The sequence below is a fragment of the Niveispirillum sp. BGYR6 genome, assembly GCF_027568365.1.
GTDB lineage: Bacteria > Pseudomonadota > Alphaproteobacteria > Azospirillales > Azospirillaceae > Niveispirillum.
In genome coordinates this window covers 12,650-29,520 of record NZ_JANLNL010000019.1, presented here as the reverse complement: position 1 = coordinate 29,520, position 16,871 = coordinate 12,650, and the positions used below count along the sequence as shown (strand labels likewise).

Here is a 16,871-nt window from a genome sequence, read left to right as displayed (position 1 = left end):
TACGCCCTGGTGACCGATGCCGGCAAGGGTGCGGTGAGCTTCGGCGGTGCCGTCGGTGGCACGACGGCGTTGAAATTCCTCTCGGCTGGTGGTGCGACTGTCACGGTGGGTGATGTCACTACGACGGGTCAGCAGGATTATGCCGGTGCGGTGCGCTTGGCTGGCGATCTGGTCAGCACGAAGGGTGGTGCCATCCGCCTTGCCGGGCCGGTGACGCTGACCGGTGACAGTGCCGTCGTCAGCGCTGGTGCAGCGGGTGACGATGTACGCTTCACCAGCACGGTGAACGGCGGCTACGCCCTGGTGACCGATGCCGGCAAGGGTGCGGTGAGCTTTGGCGGTACCGTCGGTGGTACGACGGCGTTGAAGTTCCTGTCGGCCGGTGGTGCGACCGTTGCGGTGGGCGATGTCACCACGGCAGGTCAGCAGGATTATGCCGGTGCGGTGCGCTTGGCGGGTAACTTGGTCAGCACGAAGGGCGGTAGCATCCGCCTTGGTGGCCCGGTGACGCTGACCGGTGACAGTGCTGTCGTCAGCGCTGGTGCGGCGGGCGACGATGTGCGCTTCACCGGTACGGTGAACGGCGCTTACGCCCTGGTGACCGATGCCGGCAAGGGTGCGGTGAGCTTCGGCGGTGCCGTCGGTGGCACGACGGCGTTGAAATTCCTCTCGGCTGGTGGTGCGACTGTCACGGTGGGTGATGTCACTACGACGGGTCAGCAGGATTATGCCGGTGCGGTGCGCTTGGCTGGCGATTTGGTCAGCACGAAGGGCGGTAGCATCCGCCTTGGTGGCCCGGTGACGCTGACCGGTGACAGTGCTGTCGTCAGCGCTGGTGCCGCCGGTGACGATGTGCGCTTCACCAGCACGGTGAATGGCGGCTACGCCCTGGTGACCGATGCCGGCAAGGGTGTGGTCAGCTTCGGTGGCGCTATCGGCAACACGACGGCGCTGAAGTTGCTTTCCGCTGGCGGGGCGACCGTCACGGTCGGCAATGTCACCACCACCGGGCAGCAGGATTATGCCGGTGCCCTGCGTCTGGGTGGCAATCTGGTCAGCACGACGGGCGGCACCATCGGCCTTAGCGGCCTGCTCACCCTGACCGCTGACAGCCGTATCAGCAGTGCGGGGGCGGCCAGTGATCATATCCGTCTGGCCGGTGGCATTACCGGCCCCTATCAGCTGACCATCCGCAGCGGCAAGGGCAATACGATTCTGGGCCGGTCGGTCCTCGGCCTCTCTGGCCTGGATGTGGCGGGGGGGATGGTGAGCCTGGGCGGACCGGTGGAGGTGACCGGCGCGCTGGTGGCCAATGCCGCACGGCTGAGCACACTGACGCTGTCGGCCCAGACCATCAGCCTGACAGGCACGGAAGCGCTGACTGCCTGGCTGATGGGGGCCAGCCAGGATATCAGCATTAATGCCGGCAAGGGGGCCACCCTGTCCGACATTACCGGCCGCAGCGTCACGCTGACTGCTGGGGGCAGCCTGACGGCCGGGGCGGTGACGGCCACACAGGATGTTTCTGTCACCGGGACGAGCAACATCACCCTGGGCACCGTCACGGGCCGTACCCTGGCGCTTTCCGCCGGTGGTGCCCTGTCCACGGCTGCCATCACGGCCACGCAGGATGTCAGCGTCAAGGGCAGCACAGACGTCAGCCTGGGGACGGTAGCGGGTGCCAATCTGGCGCTGTCGGCCGGCCGGGCCCTGGCCGTGGCCGGTATCAATGCGCAGAATGCTACGCTGACGGGCGGCACCAGCCTGACCGGCAACGGCCCGCTGCGGTTGAGCCGGACGCTGGAGCTGGTGACCAATGGCCGGGCCGATGCTGGAACCGTGCAGGCCGGCGCCCTGATCTATCGCGGCAGCGGCCTGTTCAGCGCCAATGGTAGCATTGCCGGTATCAGCGGGGCCGATGCGGCCGATCTGGTGCAGGTGGCGGGCAACCGCACCGGCACCTATCTGTTCGCCGGCCGCCCGGTCTTCGGCCTGGCGGCCCTGGTGGAACGCCAGCGGCTGGATGTGCTGGTGGTGGATACCTATTCCGAAACCGGCCGTGATGACGGGCGGACCCGGCCGCTGCTGCTGGACCCGGCCGCCGCAGCCGCAGCCGACCCGCTGATCAGCTTCAAGGATTGAGATCGGGGCCTTTGCTTTTGCATTTGTCTCGGAATGGCGAATGGTTCTCGGCCATCTCCATGGGGGGAGATGGATTTCGGCTTCCGACGCCTCACCGAACTGTCAGCCGCCTGCGTATATCGTCTGCTGGCTCCACCTGCATCGCCAATGCAGTGAATGTTCTATATGCGCTTTGGCGACCGGCGCGGCTGACGTCAGGGATGCCGGATGGCCCGATGTCGTTCGGGATGATTGATCAAAAGAGGGGGGCAGGGTAAGGGGCGTTTTGAAGTGCTTCCCCCCCTCCACTGTCAGATCGGCGCTCGTGTATTGACCCGCGCCGAAAGTTCTGCTCTTTGCAACTCGGTATTCCCTACCGATGTCACACCAACGGCACGAAATCATGACCGAAGGTCACGCTTTCGTGCGCCTCAATCGCCGGCGCCAGCATGCGCTGCTTGGCTGCGCCGCACGAGCGGCGCGGCGACGGTCGCCGCATTACCAACGGTTCTGAATGATGACCGTTGGTATCAGATCAGATGAATACTGGGCCCCTTCTCGAAAGGGCGGAAAAGTACTAACGCGTCGCCCAGATCAAGGGCCTGCCGCGGGATAATCACTGGGCATCTCCGGTCCATCCCTCGGGGCCGTCGGCCCTGGAGAGTGCCTCTTATCCACCCCTTCAACCCCGCCCGTCCCACCGACGGGCGGCTTTTTTATTTCTAACCTTTAGGATAGGTTTAGGTGCAAACTTTTAAACTGTAAATTAACATTTGTTAACATATTTTAAGATATGTGACCGAGAGATATGCACATAATAGATAAATCACTCTCTCGAAATATAGCAATATCAGTGGTGATTGGAGCGAGGAATGAACCTTAAACATCAAAACACCGACATGTTTTCTCCTGAATCTTCTGATGGCTCCTTTACGCCACCCTACCGCCCCCTCGCGCTGGAAAAGAAAGGTAATGGGGGCCCCAATAAGCTGGATGGCAGCCCCAGCGCGGACAAGCTTTACGGGGAAGGCGGCAATGATACGCTCTATGGCGGGGCGGGTAACGATTACCTTGACGGGGGCGATGGCAATGATGCGCTGGTAGGAGACGTCGGCAACGACACCATGGTGGGCGGTCTCGGCCATGACACCATGCATGGCGGGACTGGTCATGACAGCATGTATGGGGGCAGCGGCAACGACACGCTCGCCGGGGCCGAAGATAATGATCAGCTGTGGGGTGATGCTGGCATTGACATACTCTATGGCGATGCTGGTGCCGATACGCTGAGCGGAGGGAATGATAACGATAGTCTCTATGGCGGTACAGGCAATGATACGCTCTATGGAAACGATGGTAATGACTATTTGGATGGCGAGGATAATGACGATGGACTTATCGGAGGTATCGGTGATGATGTAATATTTGGTGGAAATGGAAATGACAGTATATATGGCGAAGATGGATTTGATAAAATAGATGGCGGGACCGGTAATGATTTATTGTCCGGTGGGAATAATGATGACCAGCTGACAGGCGGCACCGGGAATGACGTTCTCTATGGAGACTCTGGCGCTGACAATCTAAATGGAGGGGTAGGCAATGATACCCTCTATGGGGGCATAGGCAGTGATACGCTCTATGGCGGTACTGATAACGACTTTTTGAACGGCGACGAAGGCGATAACGCACTTTCAGGTGGGGATGGCAATGACACATTGATCAGCGGTTCGGGGAATGACTCTCTCGTTGGGGGCAACGGCAATGACAGTATTACCGGTGGAAATGGTAATGATTTGATTGCTGGTGAAGATGGTAACGACACACTCAGCGGCGGGAATGGAAATGACAGCCTGCATGGTGGCATAGGTGCAGACATCCTGGATGGCGGTACCGGCACTGATACCGCTGTTTTCTCAGGAGCTTATGCAAGTTACAAAGTAAATATTGAAGGTGCCAAAATCACTGTTGAGAGTACATCTGGGGAAATCGATACACTATCGAATATAGAATGGTTGCGTTTCAGTGACCGCACCGTTGATCCTTTGGCTAAGCCGGAACCGGAGCCCGATCCCACCCCTAAGCCGGAGCCGGAGCCCGATCCCACTCCTAAGCCGGAGCCGGAGCCCGATCCCACCCCTAAGCCGGAACCGGAGCCCGATCCCACCCCTAAGCCGGAACCGGAGCCCGATCCCACTCCTAAGCCGGAGCCGGAGCCCGATCCTACCCCTAAGCCGGAGCCCATCCCCCTGCTGACGGTAGCGCCTGCGTTTGTGGTAGAAGGCAGCCGTACGGCAGCAGGGGTAATGACCTATGACTTTACGCTGTCAACGGCAGCAACAACAACGGTGACCTTCAATGTACGGACAATGGATGGCACAGCCAAATCCTTAACCGATTACATGCCGACCGATTTCGTTGCGGTCATCTCCATTGGCACGCGGTCCACAAGTATTTCTTTCAAGCTTTTGGGTGACAATATCCCCGAAAGCAATGAAACCGTTGCTCTTGCGGTCAGCAATGTCAAGGGTGCGCAGCTCCTTAACGGCGCCACCACATTAACGGCTATCGGCACCATCATAGATGATGATGGTGGTAAGCCCCCCCTGTTTACCCTCTCCGCCTATCGCGCGCTGAATCCAGATCTGGTAAAGGAATTTGGCGATAATGCCACGGCCATCGCTTGGCATTATGTCAAATACGGCAAGGCCGAAGGGCGTGCTGTGACGGGGTTCGATGCGGAAGCCTATGCGGCTCTAAATCCTGATCTGTTCAAGGCTTATGGCTTGGACAGTGCGGCACTGGCCAACCATTATCAACGCTTCGGTAAGGCGGAGGGTCGGGCTGCAACGGGCTTTGATGCGGATGCCTATGCCGCCGTGAACCCTGACCTGTTCAACACTTTTGGTGCCAACCATACCGCCCTGATCCAACATTATGTCAATATGGGCAAGGCGGAAGGCCGCGCCATCAGCGGCTTCGATGCCGAGGCCTATGCGGCCTTGAACCTAGACCTCTACAGGGCCTTTGGCCTGGATGAAGGGGCGTTGATCCGCCACTATATCACCAGCGGCAAGGCGGAAGGCCGGCAGGCGATGGGCTTCGATGCCGATAGCTACGCCGTTTTGAACCCCGATTTGCTCAGCACCTTCGGCCTGAACCATGCCGCGCTGATCAACCATTACCAATATGCCGGCAGGGCGGAGGGTCGCGCAGCTTTCCTGCCGGATGAAAGCGGCAGCCTGTCGCTGCTGGGGATGGCCATGGGCATGGTGGCGGACGAGGCTGTGTTCTGATGCCATCATGAAGCGGTGCCGCGGCCCGCCCGTTTCCAGTCGGGCCACGGCACCGTACCACTTGTGTTTATATTGGAAATACACCCGGATAATTGTATGAAATAGCCCGTTTTCGGAACCGGTGGACAGGGATGGGCGCTGGAATACCGATCACTTGACAGGCGGATCAAGGGCGGCCCGATGTGCGTTTTGTGCGGCAATCAGCAGAACCAATGCCTCTTCTCTGTGGAGCAGCTGGGGACGGTTCCCCCGTCACCATCATCTGCAGGCGGCCAGACGGCGCAGGCGGTGCCCGCGATTTCTGATACCCCTTATTTCATTCAGGCGCTGGTGGCCAGCTACCGGGGGGTGCAGCCCCATACCGGGCCGGCGCCCGTGATCGTCTATGGATGGCTGCCGGATTTTTCAACCGGGTATTATGACGGCGCCACCAACCCCAGCATCATGACTGTTGCGCAGCTGGAACTGGCCCGTAAAGCCCTTGCCCAATGGGAAGAAGTCGCCGATATCCATTTTGTCGAAGCGACCGTCGGGGTCGCACCCGATATCCGGTTTGGTGCTGCGACGATGCAGGCCGGTGGCTATGCGGTTGTGGGGGGGCCGGTCACCGATATATGGGTCAATGCCCAATATGCCACCCAGCATACCTTTGTGCATGAGATCGGACATGCGTTGGGCCTGAAACATCCAGGTAATTACAATGGCGTCTCCGGTGTTGGGGAGCCCCCCTTCTTGCCGGCTGTCGAGGATACGAAAAATAACACTGTAATGTCTTATAACGGTAACGGATACAGCAGGTTAGGTCAATTCGACATTGCTGCCATTCAATACCTTTATGGCCCCAGCAAAACCACCAGAACGGGTGATGATACGTATTTTGTCACTCATGCCAGTACTGGATATTATATTTGGGATGGGGGCGGAAATGATACAATCTCTGCGGAGAACTCCATCTACAGCGTTAAGATTGACCTGCGGGATGGGCATTTTGGTTCATTTGCCGTTCAGGTTGAAAATTCCAATTTCATCAATCCCGGGCAATTTTTTGTTGGGTATGGCACCCTTATTGAAAATGCCACGGGCAGTTCCGGCCGTGATCTGCTGACCGGTAATGATTTGGCCAATCGGCTGGATGGCAGCGCCAACGATGATACCCTGATCGGCGGCCTCGGCAACGATACCTTAATCGGCGGTCATGGGGAGGATACGGCCGTCTTCAGCGGCAATTTTGCGGATTATACCATTGTTGCCGGTGTCGAAAACATTACCGTGACCAACCTGTCCGGTGAAATGGATCTGCTCAATGGCATTGAGAAGCTGAGCTTTGCCGACAGAACCATTACGGCGCCACCCTTGCTGCCCCCGCCGCCCACCGTCAAGCCGGAACCGATCCTGACCGTCAAGGGCAGCTTGGTGGCAGAGACGGATGCCGGGGGTGTCAGCCAGCTGGTTTTCAGCATCCAATTCACCGATGAGAATGGCGCGCCGGCGGATTACATATCGGATAAGCCGGTCAGCTTCCAGGTGACGACCGGCAGCCACGGCACGGCCGCCGCCGCGGCCGATTATCAACCCCTGACGCAACGGGTAACCATTGCCCCAGGGCAAAACAGTGCCACAGTTGCCGTCAATGTGCTTGGCAACAAGAGCTATGATGGCAATAAGACGATCGAACTGGTGGTCAGTGATCTCCAGGGGGCAAAACTGACCGGGGGCGCGCCAACCACTTCCGTTTATGGGCTGGTGGTGGATAATGATATCCTGCCACAATTCTCCGTCACCGCTTATCGGGCGCTGAACCCGGATGTGGCTGCAGCCTATGGCAATGATGCCACGGCTATCGCCTGGCACTACATCAATTATGGCCGGGCGGAAGGACGGGCGGCCAGCGGTTTTGATCCAGAGGCCTATGCCGCCCTGAACCCGGACCTGTTCGCCGCTTTCGGATTGAACGAGGAGGCCCTGATCAATCATTATCAGCAGTATGGAAGAGCAGAAGGGCGCGCGGCTTATGGGTTTACCGTTGCCTCTTATGCGATGCTCAACCCCGATCTGTACCGCGCCTTCGGCAATAATGACATCGCCCTGGTACACCATTATATCAACTATGGCCGGGCGGAAGGACGGCCAACGCTGGGCTTTGACGTAGAGGCCTATGTGGCGAATGATCGACAAAATTACATCGAATATCCGTCCAATGAAGATTGGGTGATGAGTAATTTTACTCATAGAACGGAATGGAATAATGTGGCCACCAACGGTTTCAGTGCCGATACCTACGCCATACTGAACCTGGACTTGTTAAGTATATTCGGCATGGACCATGCTGCCTTGATCCGTCATTATCAATATGCGGGTTACGCAGAACATCGACCGGCTTTTATTTTACTGTCTGCCCAAAATTTGACAGTATTAGGAATGGTGGATGGGGCATCAATATAAATATTTATTTTGCAACCATGATCATTTGGAATGTAAAAGTGATGAGTTTTCTCTAGTGAATTTTGCTGGGCAAGCGCATTGGAAAACGCTCTCCATTGACGTATTATTGCAGAAATTCTGGCATCGCTGTCGCCATGCTGGAAACAAAACGGAAATAATTTAACGCTGGTGGTCGGGGGTTGGTCATGTGCATTGCTTGCGGCAATATTCGGGACATTTTGCTGCTGCCGTTCCTGGGCAGCTCTCCGACGGAGGACTTTCCGGCCTTGGCAGAGATGCCGGCCGTCGATCCCCCGGTCATGTCCGCCCTGGTGGCGCCGGCGGGGGAGGGGGCAGTGCTGCCGCTGGCCGCCCCACAGACCATCACCGGCAACAGCGGCAATGACCGCCTGACCGGCGGGTCTGATGCCGATACGATCATCGGCTTGGCCGGTAATGACACGCTGCAGGGGCTGGGGGGCGATGACAGCCTGGATGGGGGCGACGGTAATGATGTGCTCTATGGCCAGGATGCCGGCAATGACACGCTGATCGGTGGGGCGGGGCGGGATTCGCTTTATGGCGGCAGCGGGAATGACCTGCTGGATGGCGGTGCCGATGATGATTACCTGTCCGTCTATGGCACGACGGGCAATCACACCCTGCGCGGGGGCACCGGCAGCGACACGCTCTATGGTGGCAATGGCAATGACAGCATGGTCGGCGGTGATGGGAATGACAGCCTCTATGGCGGCGTCGGCAACGACCTGCTGGATGGCGGGGCGGGGAATGATTACCTGTCCACCTATGGCACCACGTCCAACGCCACCCTGATCGGGGGGATCGGCAATGATTCACTCTATAGCGGCGATGGCGCCGACAGCCTGGATGGCGGTGATGGCAATGATGGTGTTTATGGCTATAGTGGCAATGACACACTGATCGGCGGTGCCGGGAACGATACGCTGGATGGCGGGGCCGGCAATGACAGCCTGCTGGGCGGCGACGGGACCGATACGCTGTATGGCAATGATGGCGACGATACACTGACCGGCGGTGCGGGTGCCGATTCCCTCTATGGCGGCGACGGCAATGACACCTATTACATTGATGATCTGAAAGATTATATCTGGGATACGGCTGGCACGAATGACACGGCGATTGTCTCGGTGCGCGGCTATGTTCCCGATAGTTCCATCGAAAATGTACGCTATGTTGGCGATGGATCGGCCGCCCCCTATTTCATCCAGTCGCTTGTCCAGAATCATTCCCATATGGCGCGGGACAGCACCGACAAGACTGTTGTCACCTTCGGCTGGCGGACGGATCTGTCGGCCCTGTCGCCGGGGGACAGCAATCCGCGCGTCTTCAACGCGGGGGAAAAAACACAAGCACGGGATGCCTTCACCTTGTGGGCAGCGGTGGCAAATGTCAGTTTCGTGGAAACCGCGACGTCACCCGATATTCAGTTTGCGGCGGCCACCCTGCCCAGCGGTGTGGCCGGCCACGCTACTTTGGGCACGGCCAGCGGCAACGTCTGGATGGATTCTGACGGTGTCTCCCTGACCACCTTCATCCATGAAATCGGCCATACGCTGGGCTTCAAACATCCGGGAAACTATAATGCCGGCGGCGGCGGTGCCTCCCCTCCCTATCTGCCCACGGCGGAGGACAGCAGCAATAACACCCAGATGTCCTATAATTTCACCAGCAATACCGGGCTTGGCGTTTATGATATCGCTGCCATCCAATATATCTATGGCCCCAACAAGGATGTCCGCAACGGGGCCGATACCTATATCCTGTCTTCCACAGAGGTCGGCCGTTACATCTGGGATGGCGGCGGCAATGATACGGTGTCGGCCAGCGGTGCTGCCCAAGCCGTCACCATTGATCTGCGCGATGGCGGCTGGGGCTGGTTCGGCAGCCAGAAAGACCTGTTCCTCAGCGAAGGTCAGTTCTTCATCGGCTATGGCACCGTCATTGAAAATGCCATTGGCGGCAATGGTAATGACCTGTTAACCGGCAATGCCGCCGATAACAGCCTGACCGGCGGGGCTGGCAATGACACGTTGGTGGGCGGGGCGGGGGCCGATACGGCCATTTTCACCGGCACCTATGCCAGCTACAGCATCGCGCTGTCGGGAAGCGACCTGCGCGTGACCAGCAGCAAGGGGGAGGTGGATAGTTTAAGCGGCATTGAATGGCTGAAATTCGATGACCGCACCGTTGCCGCCCCCACTGCCACCCCCGGCACCCCCTATCTGTCGGCCAGCGCCAAACCGGTGCTGGAGGGGGCGACAGGTGCCACGACACAGCTGACCTACACCATCAGCCTGTCGGCGGCGGCCAGCAGTGCCGTTAGTTTCAATGTCCGCACCAATGGCGGCACAGCCACGGCTGGCACGGATTACACCGCTGTCGACCGCACGGTAACCATCGCCGCCGGGGCAACCACCGCGACGGTGGCGGTGGCGGTGCGGGGCGACGCGCTGGTGGAAAAGGATGAAACCGTCCAGCTGGTGATCAGCAACCTGCAGGGCGCCCGGCTGGTGGATGGCGGCAGCAGCCTGACCGTCACTGGCACCATTCTGAATGATGATCTGGCAACCAACCCGATCTTCTCCCTTTCTACCTATCGGGCGCTGAACCCCGATCTGGTGGCGGTGTTCGGCGATAATGCCCTGGCCATCGCTTGGCATTATGTGAATTATGGCAAGGCGGAAGGGCGGGCGGCTACGGGCTTTGATGCGCAAACTTATGCGGCCCTAAACCCGGACCTGTTCAATGCCTTCGGGCTGAACGAAGCGGCGCTGACCAGCCATTATCTGCGTTTCGGCAAGGTGGAAGGGCGGGCGACCACCGGCTTCAATGTCGATGCCTATGCGGCATTGAACCCCGACCTGTTCAACGTTTTCGGCACCGACCATGCCGCCCTGATCCGCCATTACATTAATAACGGCAAGGCGGAGGGGCGGATGATCATCGGTTTTGATGTGGAGGCCTATGCTGCCCTGAACCCTGATCTTTACAAGGCGTTCGGCCTGGATGAGGCGGCGCTGATCCGCCATTACATCAATAATGGCAAGGCGGAGGGGCGGCAGACGACAGGGTTTGATGCGGAGGCCTATGCCGTGCTGAACCCCGACCTGTTGAGCGCCTTCGGCCTGAACCATGCCGCCCTGATCAACCATTACCAATATGCCGGCCGGGCGGAAGGCCGCGCCGCCTATCTGCCGGCCGACAGCGGCAGCCTGGGGCTGCTGGCTATGGGCATGGATATGCCGGGTGATGCGCTGATCTGAGCGGTTCATCGGTAAATTACATAGACAAATAGATGATCCTGACGCTGGCCCGCCCTGGGGGTGCCAGCGTTTTTCTTTCATTCTCCCCCGTGCGCATCCATCATTGCCAATCGCGCCCACCTGTAATATGTCAGAGTTATTGGCAGGCCGGTTCCCCGGCTGAAAATGAACAGTGCGCCCGCAGTGGCGTGACGGGAGAGGAAAGATGGCACTTCGTCTGTTGCAGCATCGCGCCGCCGATGGCGCGCGTTCGGTGATCTTCGCGCAAGGGGAAGCGGCCTGTTTCCTGCCCGGCGTCGCGTCTGTGCGCGAACTGGCCTTGCGCGCCATTGCTGCCGGCCGTTCCCTGGCTGAAGAGGCAGCGGCCTGTGGCCAGGGGGCGGCCGTGGATATTGCCGCCGAACTGGCGGCCGGCCGCCTGCTGGCCCCTATCGATCATGAAGACCCGGCACATCTGGTGCTGGCCGGCACCGGGCTGACGCATCTGGGATCGGCGGAAGGCCGCGACAAGATGCATAAGGCGGCCCAGCAGGGCGCCGTCACTGACAGTATGCGCATGTTCCTGGAAGGGTTGGAGGGCGGCAAGCCCGCCCCCGGACAGGTGGGCCAGCAGCCGGAATGGTTCTATAAGGGCGATGGTTCCCAGCTTGTCGGTCCGGAACAGCCCCTGACCATGCCGTCCTTCGCCAAGGATGGGGGGGAGGAGCCGGAACTGGCCGGCATCTATCTGATCGGCCCCGATGGCACGCCCTATCGCCTGGGGCTGGCCCTGGCCAACGAGTTTTCTGACCATGTGACGGAGCGGCATAATTACCTGTGGCTGGCCCATAGCAAGCTGCGTCAGGCTTCGCTGGGGCCGGAACTGTTGATCGGCGACGTGCCGGCCCATGTGGAAGGCAGCAGCCGGATTGTCCGCGACGGCGCGGTGATCTGGGAAAAGCCCTTCCTGTCCGGTGAGGACAACATGTCCCACACGCTGGCCAATCTGGAACATCATCATTTCAAATATGACCTGTTCCGCCGGGCCGGCGATGTGCATGTGCATTTCTTCGGCACCGCCACCCTTTCCTTCAGCGATGGGGTGCGCACGCAGGAAGGCGATGTATTTGAAATCGCCGCCGCCCCCTTCACCCTGCCGGCCCGCAACCGGCTGGAACGGGCGGCGGCGGTGGATGTGGCGGTCAAGTCGCTGTGACGGTTTGCGGGCCGTGCGGCGCTGGTCGCACGGCCCGACCGCTCCAATCAAAAAATAAAGCGGAGGAAACCCATGATCGCGTCCCTGCGCCGGATCACGGCCGTTCTGCTGTCTGTCAGCGCCCTGGTGCCGGCCGCCCTGGGCCAGACGGCTGGCAAGCCCACCAGCGCCACCATCCAGGCCGACCAGCCCGGCCCCACCTATGACCGCCGCATCTTCACCCAGTTTGCTGAACATCTGGGCCATGGCATCTATGGCGGGCTGTGGGTCGGCAATGACAAGAATATCCCCAATCGCAATGGCTTTCGCACCGATGTGGTCGAGGCGCTGCGCCGGTTGAAAGTGCCGGTGGTGCGCTGGCCGGGCGGCTGCTTTGCCGATGAATATCATTGGCGCGACGGGGTGGGGCCGCAGAACAAGCGGCCGGTGAAGGTGAACACCCATTGGGGTGGCGTGACCGAACCCAATACTGTCGGCACCCATGAATTCATGGAACTGGTGAAACAGCTGGGCGCGGAACCCTATGTGGCCGGCAATGTCGGCAATGGCACGCCGCAGGAAATGGCCGACTGGGTGGAATATATGACCGCCCCCGCCGGCAGCCTGGCCGAAGAGCGGGCGAAGAATGGCCAGAAGCAGCCCTGGCAGGTGCCCTATTTCGGCATCGGCAATGAGCTGTGGGGCTGTGGCGGCAATATGCGGGCCGAATATGCCGCCGATGTCACCCGCCGCTATGCCACCTTCATCAAGGTGCCGGCGGGGTCGACAATCATCAAGATCGCCGCCGGCGCCAACAGCGATGATGTTGACTGGACGGAGACGATGATGCGCGTCGCCGCCAAACAGCTGGATGCGCTGTCGCTGCATTATTACACGGTGCCCGGCACCTGGGCCGCCAAGGGATCGGCCACGGAATTTGACGAGGCTGGCTGGGCCGAGACGCTGGCCAAAGCCTACCATATGGAAGAGCTGATCAGCCGGCACAGCGCCGTGATGGATAAATATGATCCGCAGAAACGGGTCTGGCTGGCCGTGGATGAATGGGGCACCTGGTACGCGCCCGATCCCGGCACCAATCCGGGCTTCCTGCGCCAGCAGAACACGCTGCGCGATGCGTTGGTGGCCTCCACCACCCTGGATATCTTCGCCCGCCATGCCGACCGCGTGCGGATGAGCGCCATTGCCCAAATGGTGAATGTGCTGCAGGCCATGGTGTTGACCGACGGGCCGAAGATGGTGCTGACGCCGACCTATCATGTGTTTGCGATGTATCAGCCCTGGCAAGATGCCACGGTGCTGCCCATCAGCATCGACACGCCCAGCTACACCAAGGATAAATGGACCCTGCCGGCCGTCAGCGGATCGGCGGTGCGGGCCAAGGATGGCCGGCTGCATGTCGGCCTGTCCAACCTGGATCCCAACAATGCCAACAAGGTGACGGTGAAGCTGGAAGGGGTGAGCGCCAGCGCCGTTAGCGGCCGGGTGCTGACGGCATCCGCCATCAACGCCCATAATGATTTCAACGCACCGGATGTGGTGAAGCCCGCCGCCTTCAGCGATGCACGCATCGAAGGTGGGGTTTTGACGGTGACGCTGCCGGCCAAGTCGGTGGTGGTGCTGGACCTGCGCTGAGGGGGGCCTTAAGCGGATGCAAAGCCTGTTTTCCCGCCGCCGCTTTCTGGCCGCTGCCGCCACCCTGCCGGCGGCGGCCAGCCTGTTCAACGGTGCCGCCGCGTCGGGCACGGCCGCCCCCGGCGGCCCCGCCCCGCTGAACCCGCTGGTGCGCCAGCGGGCCGATGCGCAGATTTTCCGCCATGGTGACGGGTATTATTATCTCACCGCCTCCGTACCGGAATATGACCGGCTGATCATTCGCCGCAGCCCGACCCTGGCCGGGCTGGCGGCGGATGACAGCGAGGCGGTGGTCTGGCGCCGCCCGGCCGGCGGCAAGCTGGGCGGCTATATCTGGGCCCCGGAGCTGCATTGGGTCGACGGGGCCTGGCAGCTCTATTTCGCCGCCGGCGATGGCGGGGAGCCGTTCCGCATCCGCACCTATGTGCTGAGCTGCCGCGATGCCGATCCGCTGACCGGGCGCTGGACCCTGCTGGGCCAATTGCAGACGCCGTGGGACAGCTTCACCCTGGATTCCACCCTCTTCAGCCATCGCGGCGTGCGCTATATCTGCTGGGCGCAGAAGGAACCGGGGATCGAGACGAATTCCAACCTCTATCTCGCCCCGCTGGCCAGCCCCACCAGCCTGGCGCGCCCGCCGGCCCGGCTGACCGTGCCGGCGCTGGATTGGGAAATCCAGGGCTATAAGGTGGCCGAGGCGCCGGCCGTGCTGGCCCGCAATGGCCGACTGTTCATCACCTATTCCGCCAGCGCCACCGATGCGCGTTATTGCCTGGGCCTGCTGACGGTACCCGATGATGCCGACATCATGAACCCGGCTGTCTGGCAGAAATCGCCGCAGCCGGTCTTTGTTTCCTCTACCGAAACCAGCGTCTATGGCCCCGGCCATAACAGCTTCACCGTGGATGAACAGGGCCGCGACATCCTGGTCTATCACGGGCGCGATTATCGGGCGATCAAGGGCAACCCGCTGTTCGACCCCAACCGCCATACCCGTCTCCAGCGGCTCTATTACCAGCCGGACGGCACGCCGGATTTCGGTGTGCCGGTGGGCAATGGGCCCCTGCCGGAACGGTTCAGCCCGGCGGCGCAGGCTGGGCAATTCCTGATACTGGTGGGGCAGGGGCTGCGGATCGGCCCTGCGGCCCTGCCGGCGACGCAGTTTCGTACCGTACCGGTGAATGTGGGGGCGGAAAGCTTCCTGCTCTCCCCCATTCTGCGGCCCGATCTGGCGTTGATGGCCGGGCCGGGCGGGACCGTCACCCTGGCCCCCCGCGCCCAGGCCACCGCCCTGATCTGCCAGGATGCCGGCGGCGGGTGCGTGCGGCTGGTCATGGCGGGAGAGCCCGGCCGGGCACTGGCGGCGGCCGATGAACGCCTGACCGTCGCCGCCGCGATGACAGCGGCGGCGCTGTGGCGGGTGGATTAGGGACGATGCCGGTCCCTCGGGGCGGGGGCAATATATGGTTGCGGATCGGGTGAGAATTTGAATTCTTCAAATTGTGTTCAATTCTTAAATTTGCGATTTAAAATTGCATATGTCTGAATCTGCACCTAAAAATCGACCATCGTAAACATCAGCGATGGTCGATAAAGCCATGACGAATTATCCCCAGCCCATTAACGTCTGGACGCCCCCCTCCGATTGGGATCACCAGGGTATCAATATGATGATCGCGGTCATGGGAGCGCCGCCGGCCAAAAATGCGACACCGTCGGCCTCTGCTTCTCCCCTGACCACCCTCTCCCCGCATATGCTGGTGCAGGTTGATACCGGCTCCCAAGGCTGTGTGATCAATGTCGGAAATCTATATACTGATGGAAAATATACTGTCGAATATGAAACCATCGACGTACCAAATCTAGTTAACCTCAATGGGAGCACTGAAAGTAAAAATACCACATATATGAAGCCGACCAGCATATCACAGACAAATATGCTGGATGGCGTTCAGTATATTGGGCCTGGAAGTATAGAATATACGTCAGATGCCAATTCTGAATATGGATTCTACTATCGCGTTAAGCATTTGGGGATCGGTGTAAATAAAGATGGCACGGCGGCTGCGATCGTCGAGAACGCCGTTGTTCTCGGCATTGTGCCGAAGGATGTGATGAAAAGCAGCCCCTCGCCGGTGACTGTGACCGGGCCGACCAAGGGCGGTCCGCTGATGATGGGTGTTGGCTTTGGTCGACCCAATATGGGTACGAACACCCTTGTCAATGCCTGCACGCAGGATGGCACCAGCCTCTATCCGTCCTATCTGATCAATAAAGACGGCATTACGCTGGGGATCACCCCGGAAAAGCTGCCGTCGGCTTTCGCGTTCCAGAAGCTGGGTGCCAACCCCGACCCGAAGGGGGCCGCAGCGGCGCAGAACGACGGTGTTAATCCGGGCGTCTTTGCCACGCCGGTTGGCACAATTACGATCGTTCCGACCAATCCGCCTAAAAACCCGCCGGTGACGCTGCAGAACAGCACGCCACCGATGGTCAATATCATCATTGATACGGGCATTACCTTTATGATGATGGGCGGCGGCGAGGGGGTGACCGAGGGAGCCTATACGATCACCATTTCGACCACGGTTGACGGTCAGCCGGACCCGAACCGGCCGGCACTTTCATACAATTTCAACGCGACCGGCCCCACCAGCGCCGGCAGGGCGGCTGACTATCCGGGCGCCCTGGCAACCAATTATGGCTCCGGCAAGGGTGAAACTTTGCTGGCACCGGCCTTTGTGGCGCCGCGGGGCGATAAAGACTGGACCAATACCGGTATCCATGTCCTGCGGGGTTTCCAGCTTTATGCAGACGCCCAGGTTGGCCAGATGGGGTTTGCGCCGATATCCGGCTGATTGGCATCGTTGTGGGTTGCGATGCATTATCGCTGCCCGCAAC

7 protein-coding genes and 1 pseudogene are annotated in these 16,871 nt (G+C 60.1%); all 8 read left to right on the top strand.

Going from position 1 to position 16,871, the window contains the following annotated elements:
- Window positions 1–2,142: pseudogene (locus PCJ49_RS23970) on the top strand (hypothetical protein); the annotation flags it as partial.
- An 851-nt stretch (window positions 2,143–2,993) separates the two neighbouring features.
- The gene (locus tag PCJ49_RS23965; protein WP_269913195.1) at window positions 2,994–5,417 is read left to right on the top strand and encodes a Calx-beta domain-containing protein; all 2,424 of its coding nucleotides are present in this window, start codon (window positions 2,994–2,996) and stop codon (window positions 5,415–5,417) included.
- 180 nt (window positions 5,418–5,597) lie between these two features.
- Window positions 5,598–7,859, top strand: a complete 2,262-nt coding sequence (locus PCJ49_RS23960) for a reprolysin-like metallopeptidase (RefSeq protein WP_269913194.1) — start codon at window positions 5,598–5,600, stop codon at window positions 7,857–7,859.
- A 185-nt stretch (window positions 7,860–8,044) separates the two neighbouring features.
- Window positions 8,045–11,143, top strand: coding sequence for a calcium-binding protein (locus tag PCJ49_RS23955; protein ID WP_269913193.1), 3,099 nt, complete (start codon window positions 8,045–8,047; stop codon window positions 11,141–11,143).
- Between the two features lie 205 nt (window positions 11,144–11,348).
- The gene (gene araD1 / locus PCJ49_RS23950; protein ID WP_089288402.1) at window positions 11,349–12,338 is read left to right on the top strand and encodes an AraD1 family protein; all 990 of its coding nucleotides are present in this window, start codon (window positions 11,349–11,351) and stop codon (window positions 12,336–12,338) included.
- 72 nt (window positions 12,339–12,410) lie between these two features.
- Window positions 12,411–13,970, top strand: a complete 1,560-nt coding sequence (locus PCJ49_RS23945) for an alpha-L-arabinofuranosidase C-terminal domain-containing protein (RefSeq protein ID WP_269913192.1) — start codon at window positions 12,411–12,413, stop codon at window positions 13,968–13,970.
- Window positions 13,971–13,986: 16 nt separating this feature from the next.
- Complete coding sequence (locus tag PCJ49_RS23940) at window positions 13,987–15,399, top strand: glycoside hydrolase family 43 protein (RefSeq protein WP_269913191.1); 1,413 nt, start codon at window positions 13,987–13,989, stop codon at window positions 15,397–15,399.
- A 238-nt stretch (window positions 15,400–15,637) separates the two neighbouring features.
- The gene (locus tag PCJ49_RS23935) at window positions 15,638–16,828 is read left to right on the top strand and encodes a hypothetical protein (protein ID WP_269913190.1); all 1,191 of its coding nucleotides are present in this window, start codon (window positions 15,638–15,640) and stop codon (window positions 16,826–16,828) included.
- Window positions 16,829–16,871 lie beyond the last annotated feature (43 nt).

Bases quoted from the DNA above. Each gene is read 5' to 3' on its own strand.
- PCJ49_RS23965 (WP_269913195.1), top strand. From the start codon at position 2,994: ATGAACCTTAAACATCAAAACACCGACATGTTTTCTCCTGAATCTTCT.
- PCJ49_RS23960 (WP_269913194.1), top strand. From the start codon at position 5,598: ATGTGCGTTTTGTGCGGCAATCAGCAGAACCAATGCCTCTTCTCTGTG.
- PCJ49_RS23955 (WP_269913193.1), top strand. From the start codon at position 8,045: ATGTGCATTGCTTGCGGCAATATTCGGGACATTTTGCTGCTGCCGTTC.
- araD1 (WP_089288402.1), top strand. From the start codon at position 11,349: ATGGCACTTCGTCTGTTGCAGCATCGCGCCGCCGATGGCGCGCGTTCG.
- PCJ49_RS23945 (WP_269913192.1), top strand. From the start codon at position 12,411: ATGATCGCGTCCCTGCGCCGGATCACGGCCGTTCTGCTGTCTGTCAGC.
- PCJ49_RS23940 (WP_269913191.1), top strand. From the start codon at position 13,987: ATGCAAAGCCTGTTTTCCCGCCGCCGCTTTCTGGCCGCTGCCGCCACC.
- PCJ49_RS23935 (WP_269913190.1), top strand. From the start codon at position 15,638: ATGATGATCGCGGTCATGGGAGCGCCGCCGGCCAAAAATGCGACACCG.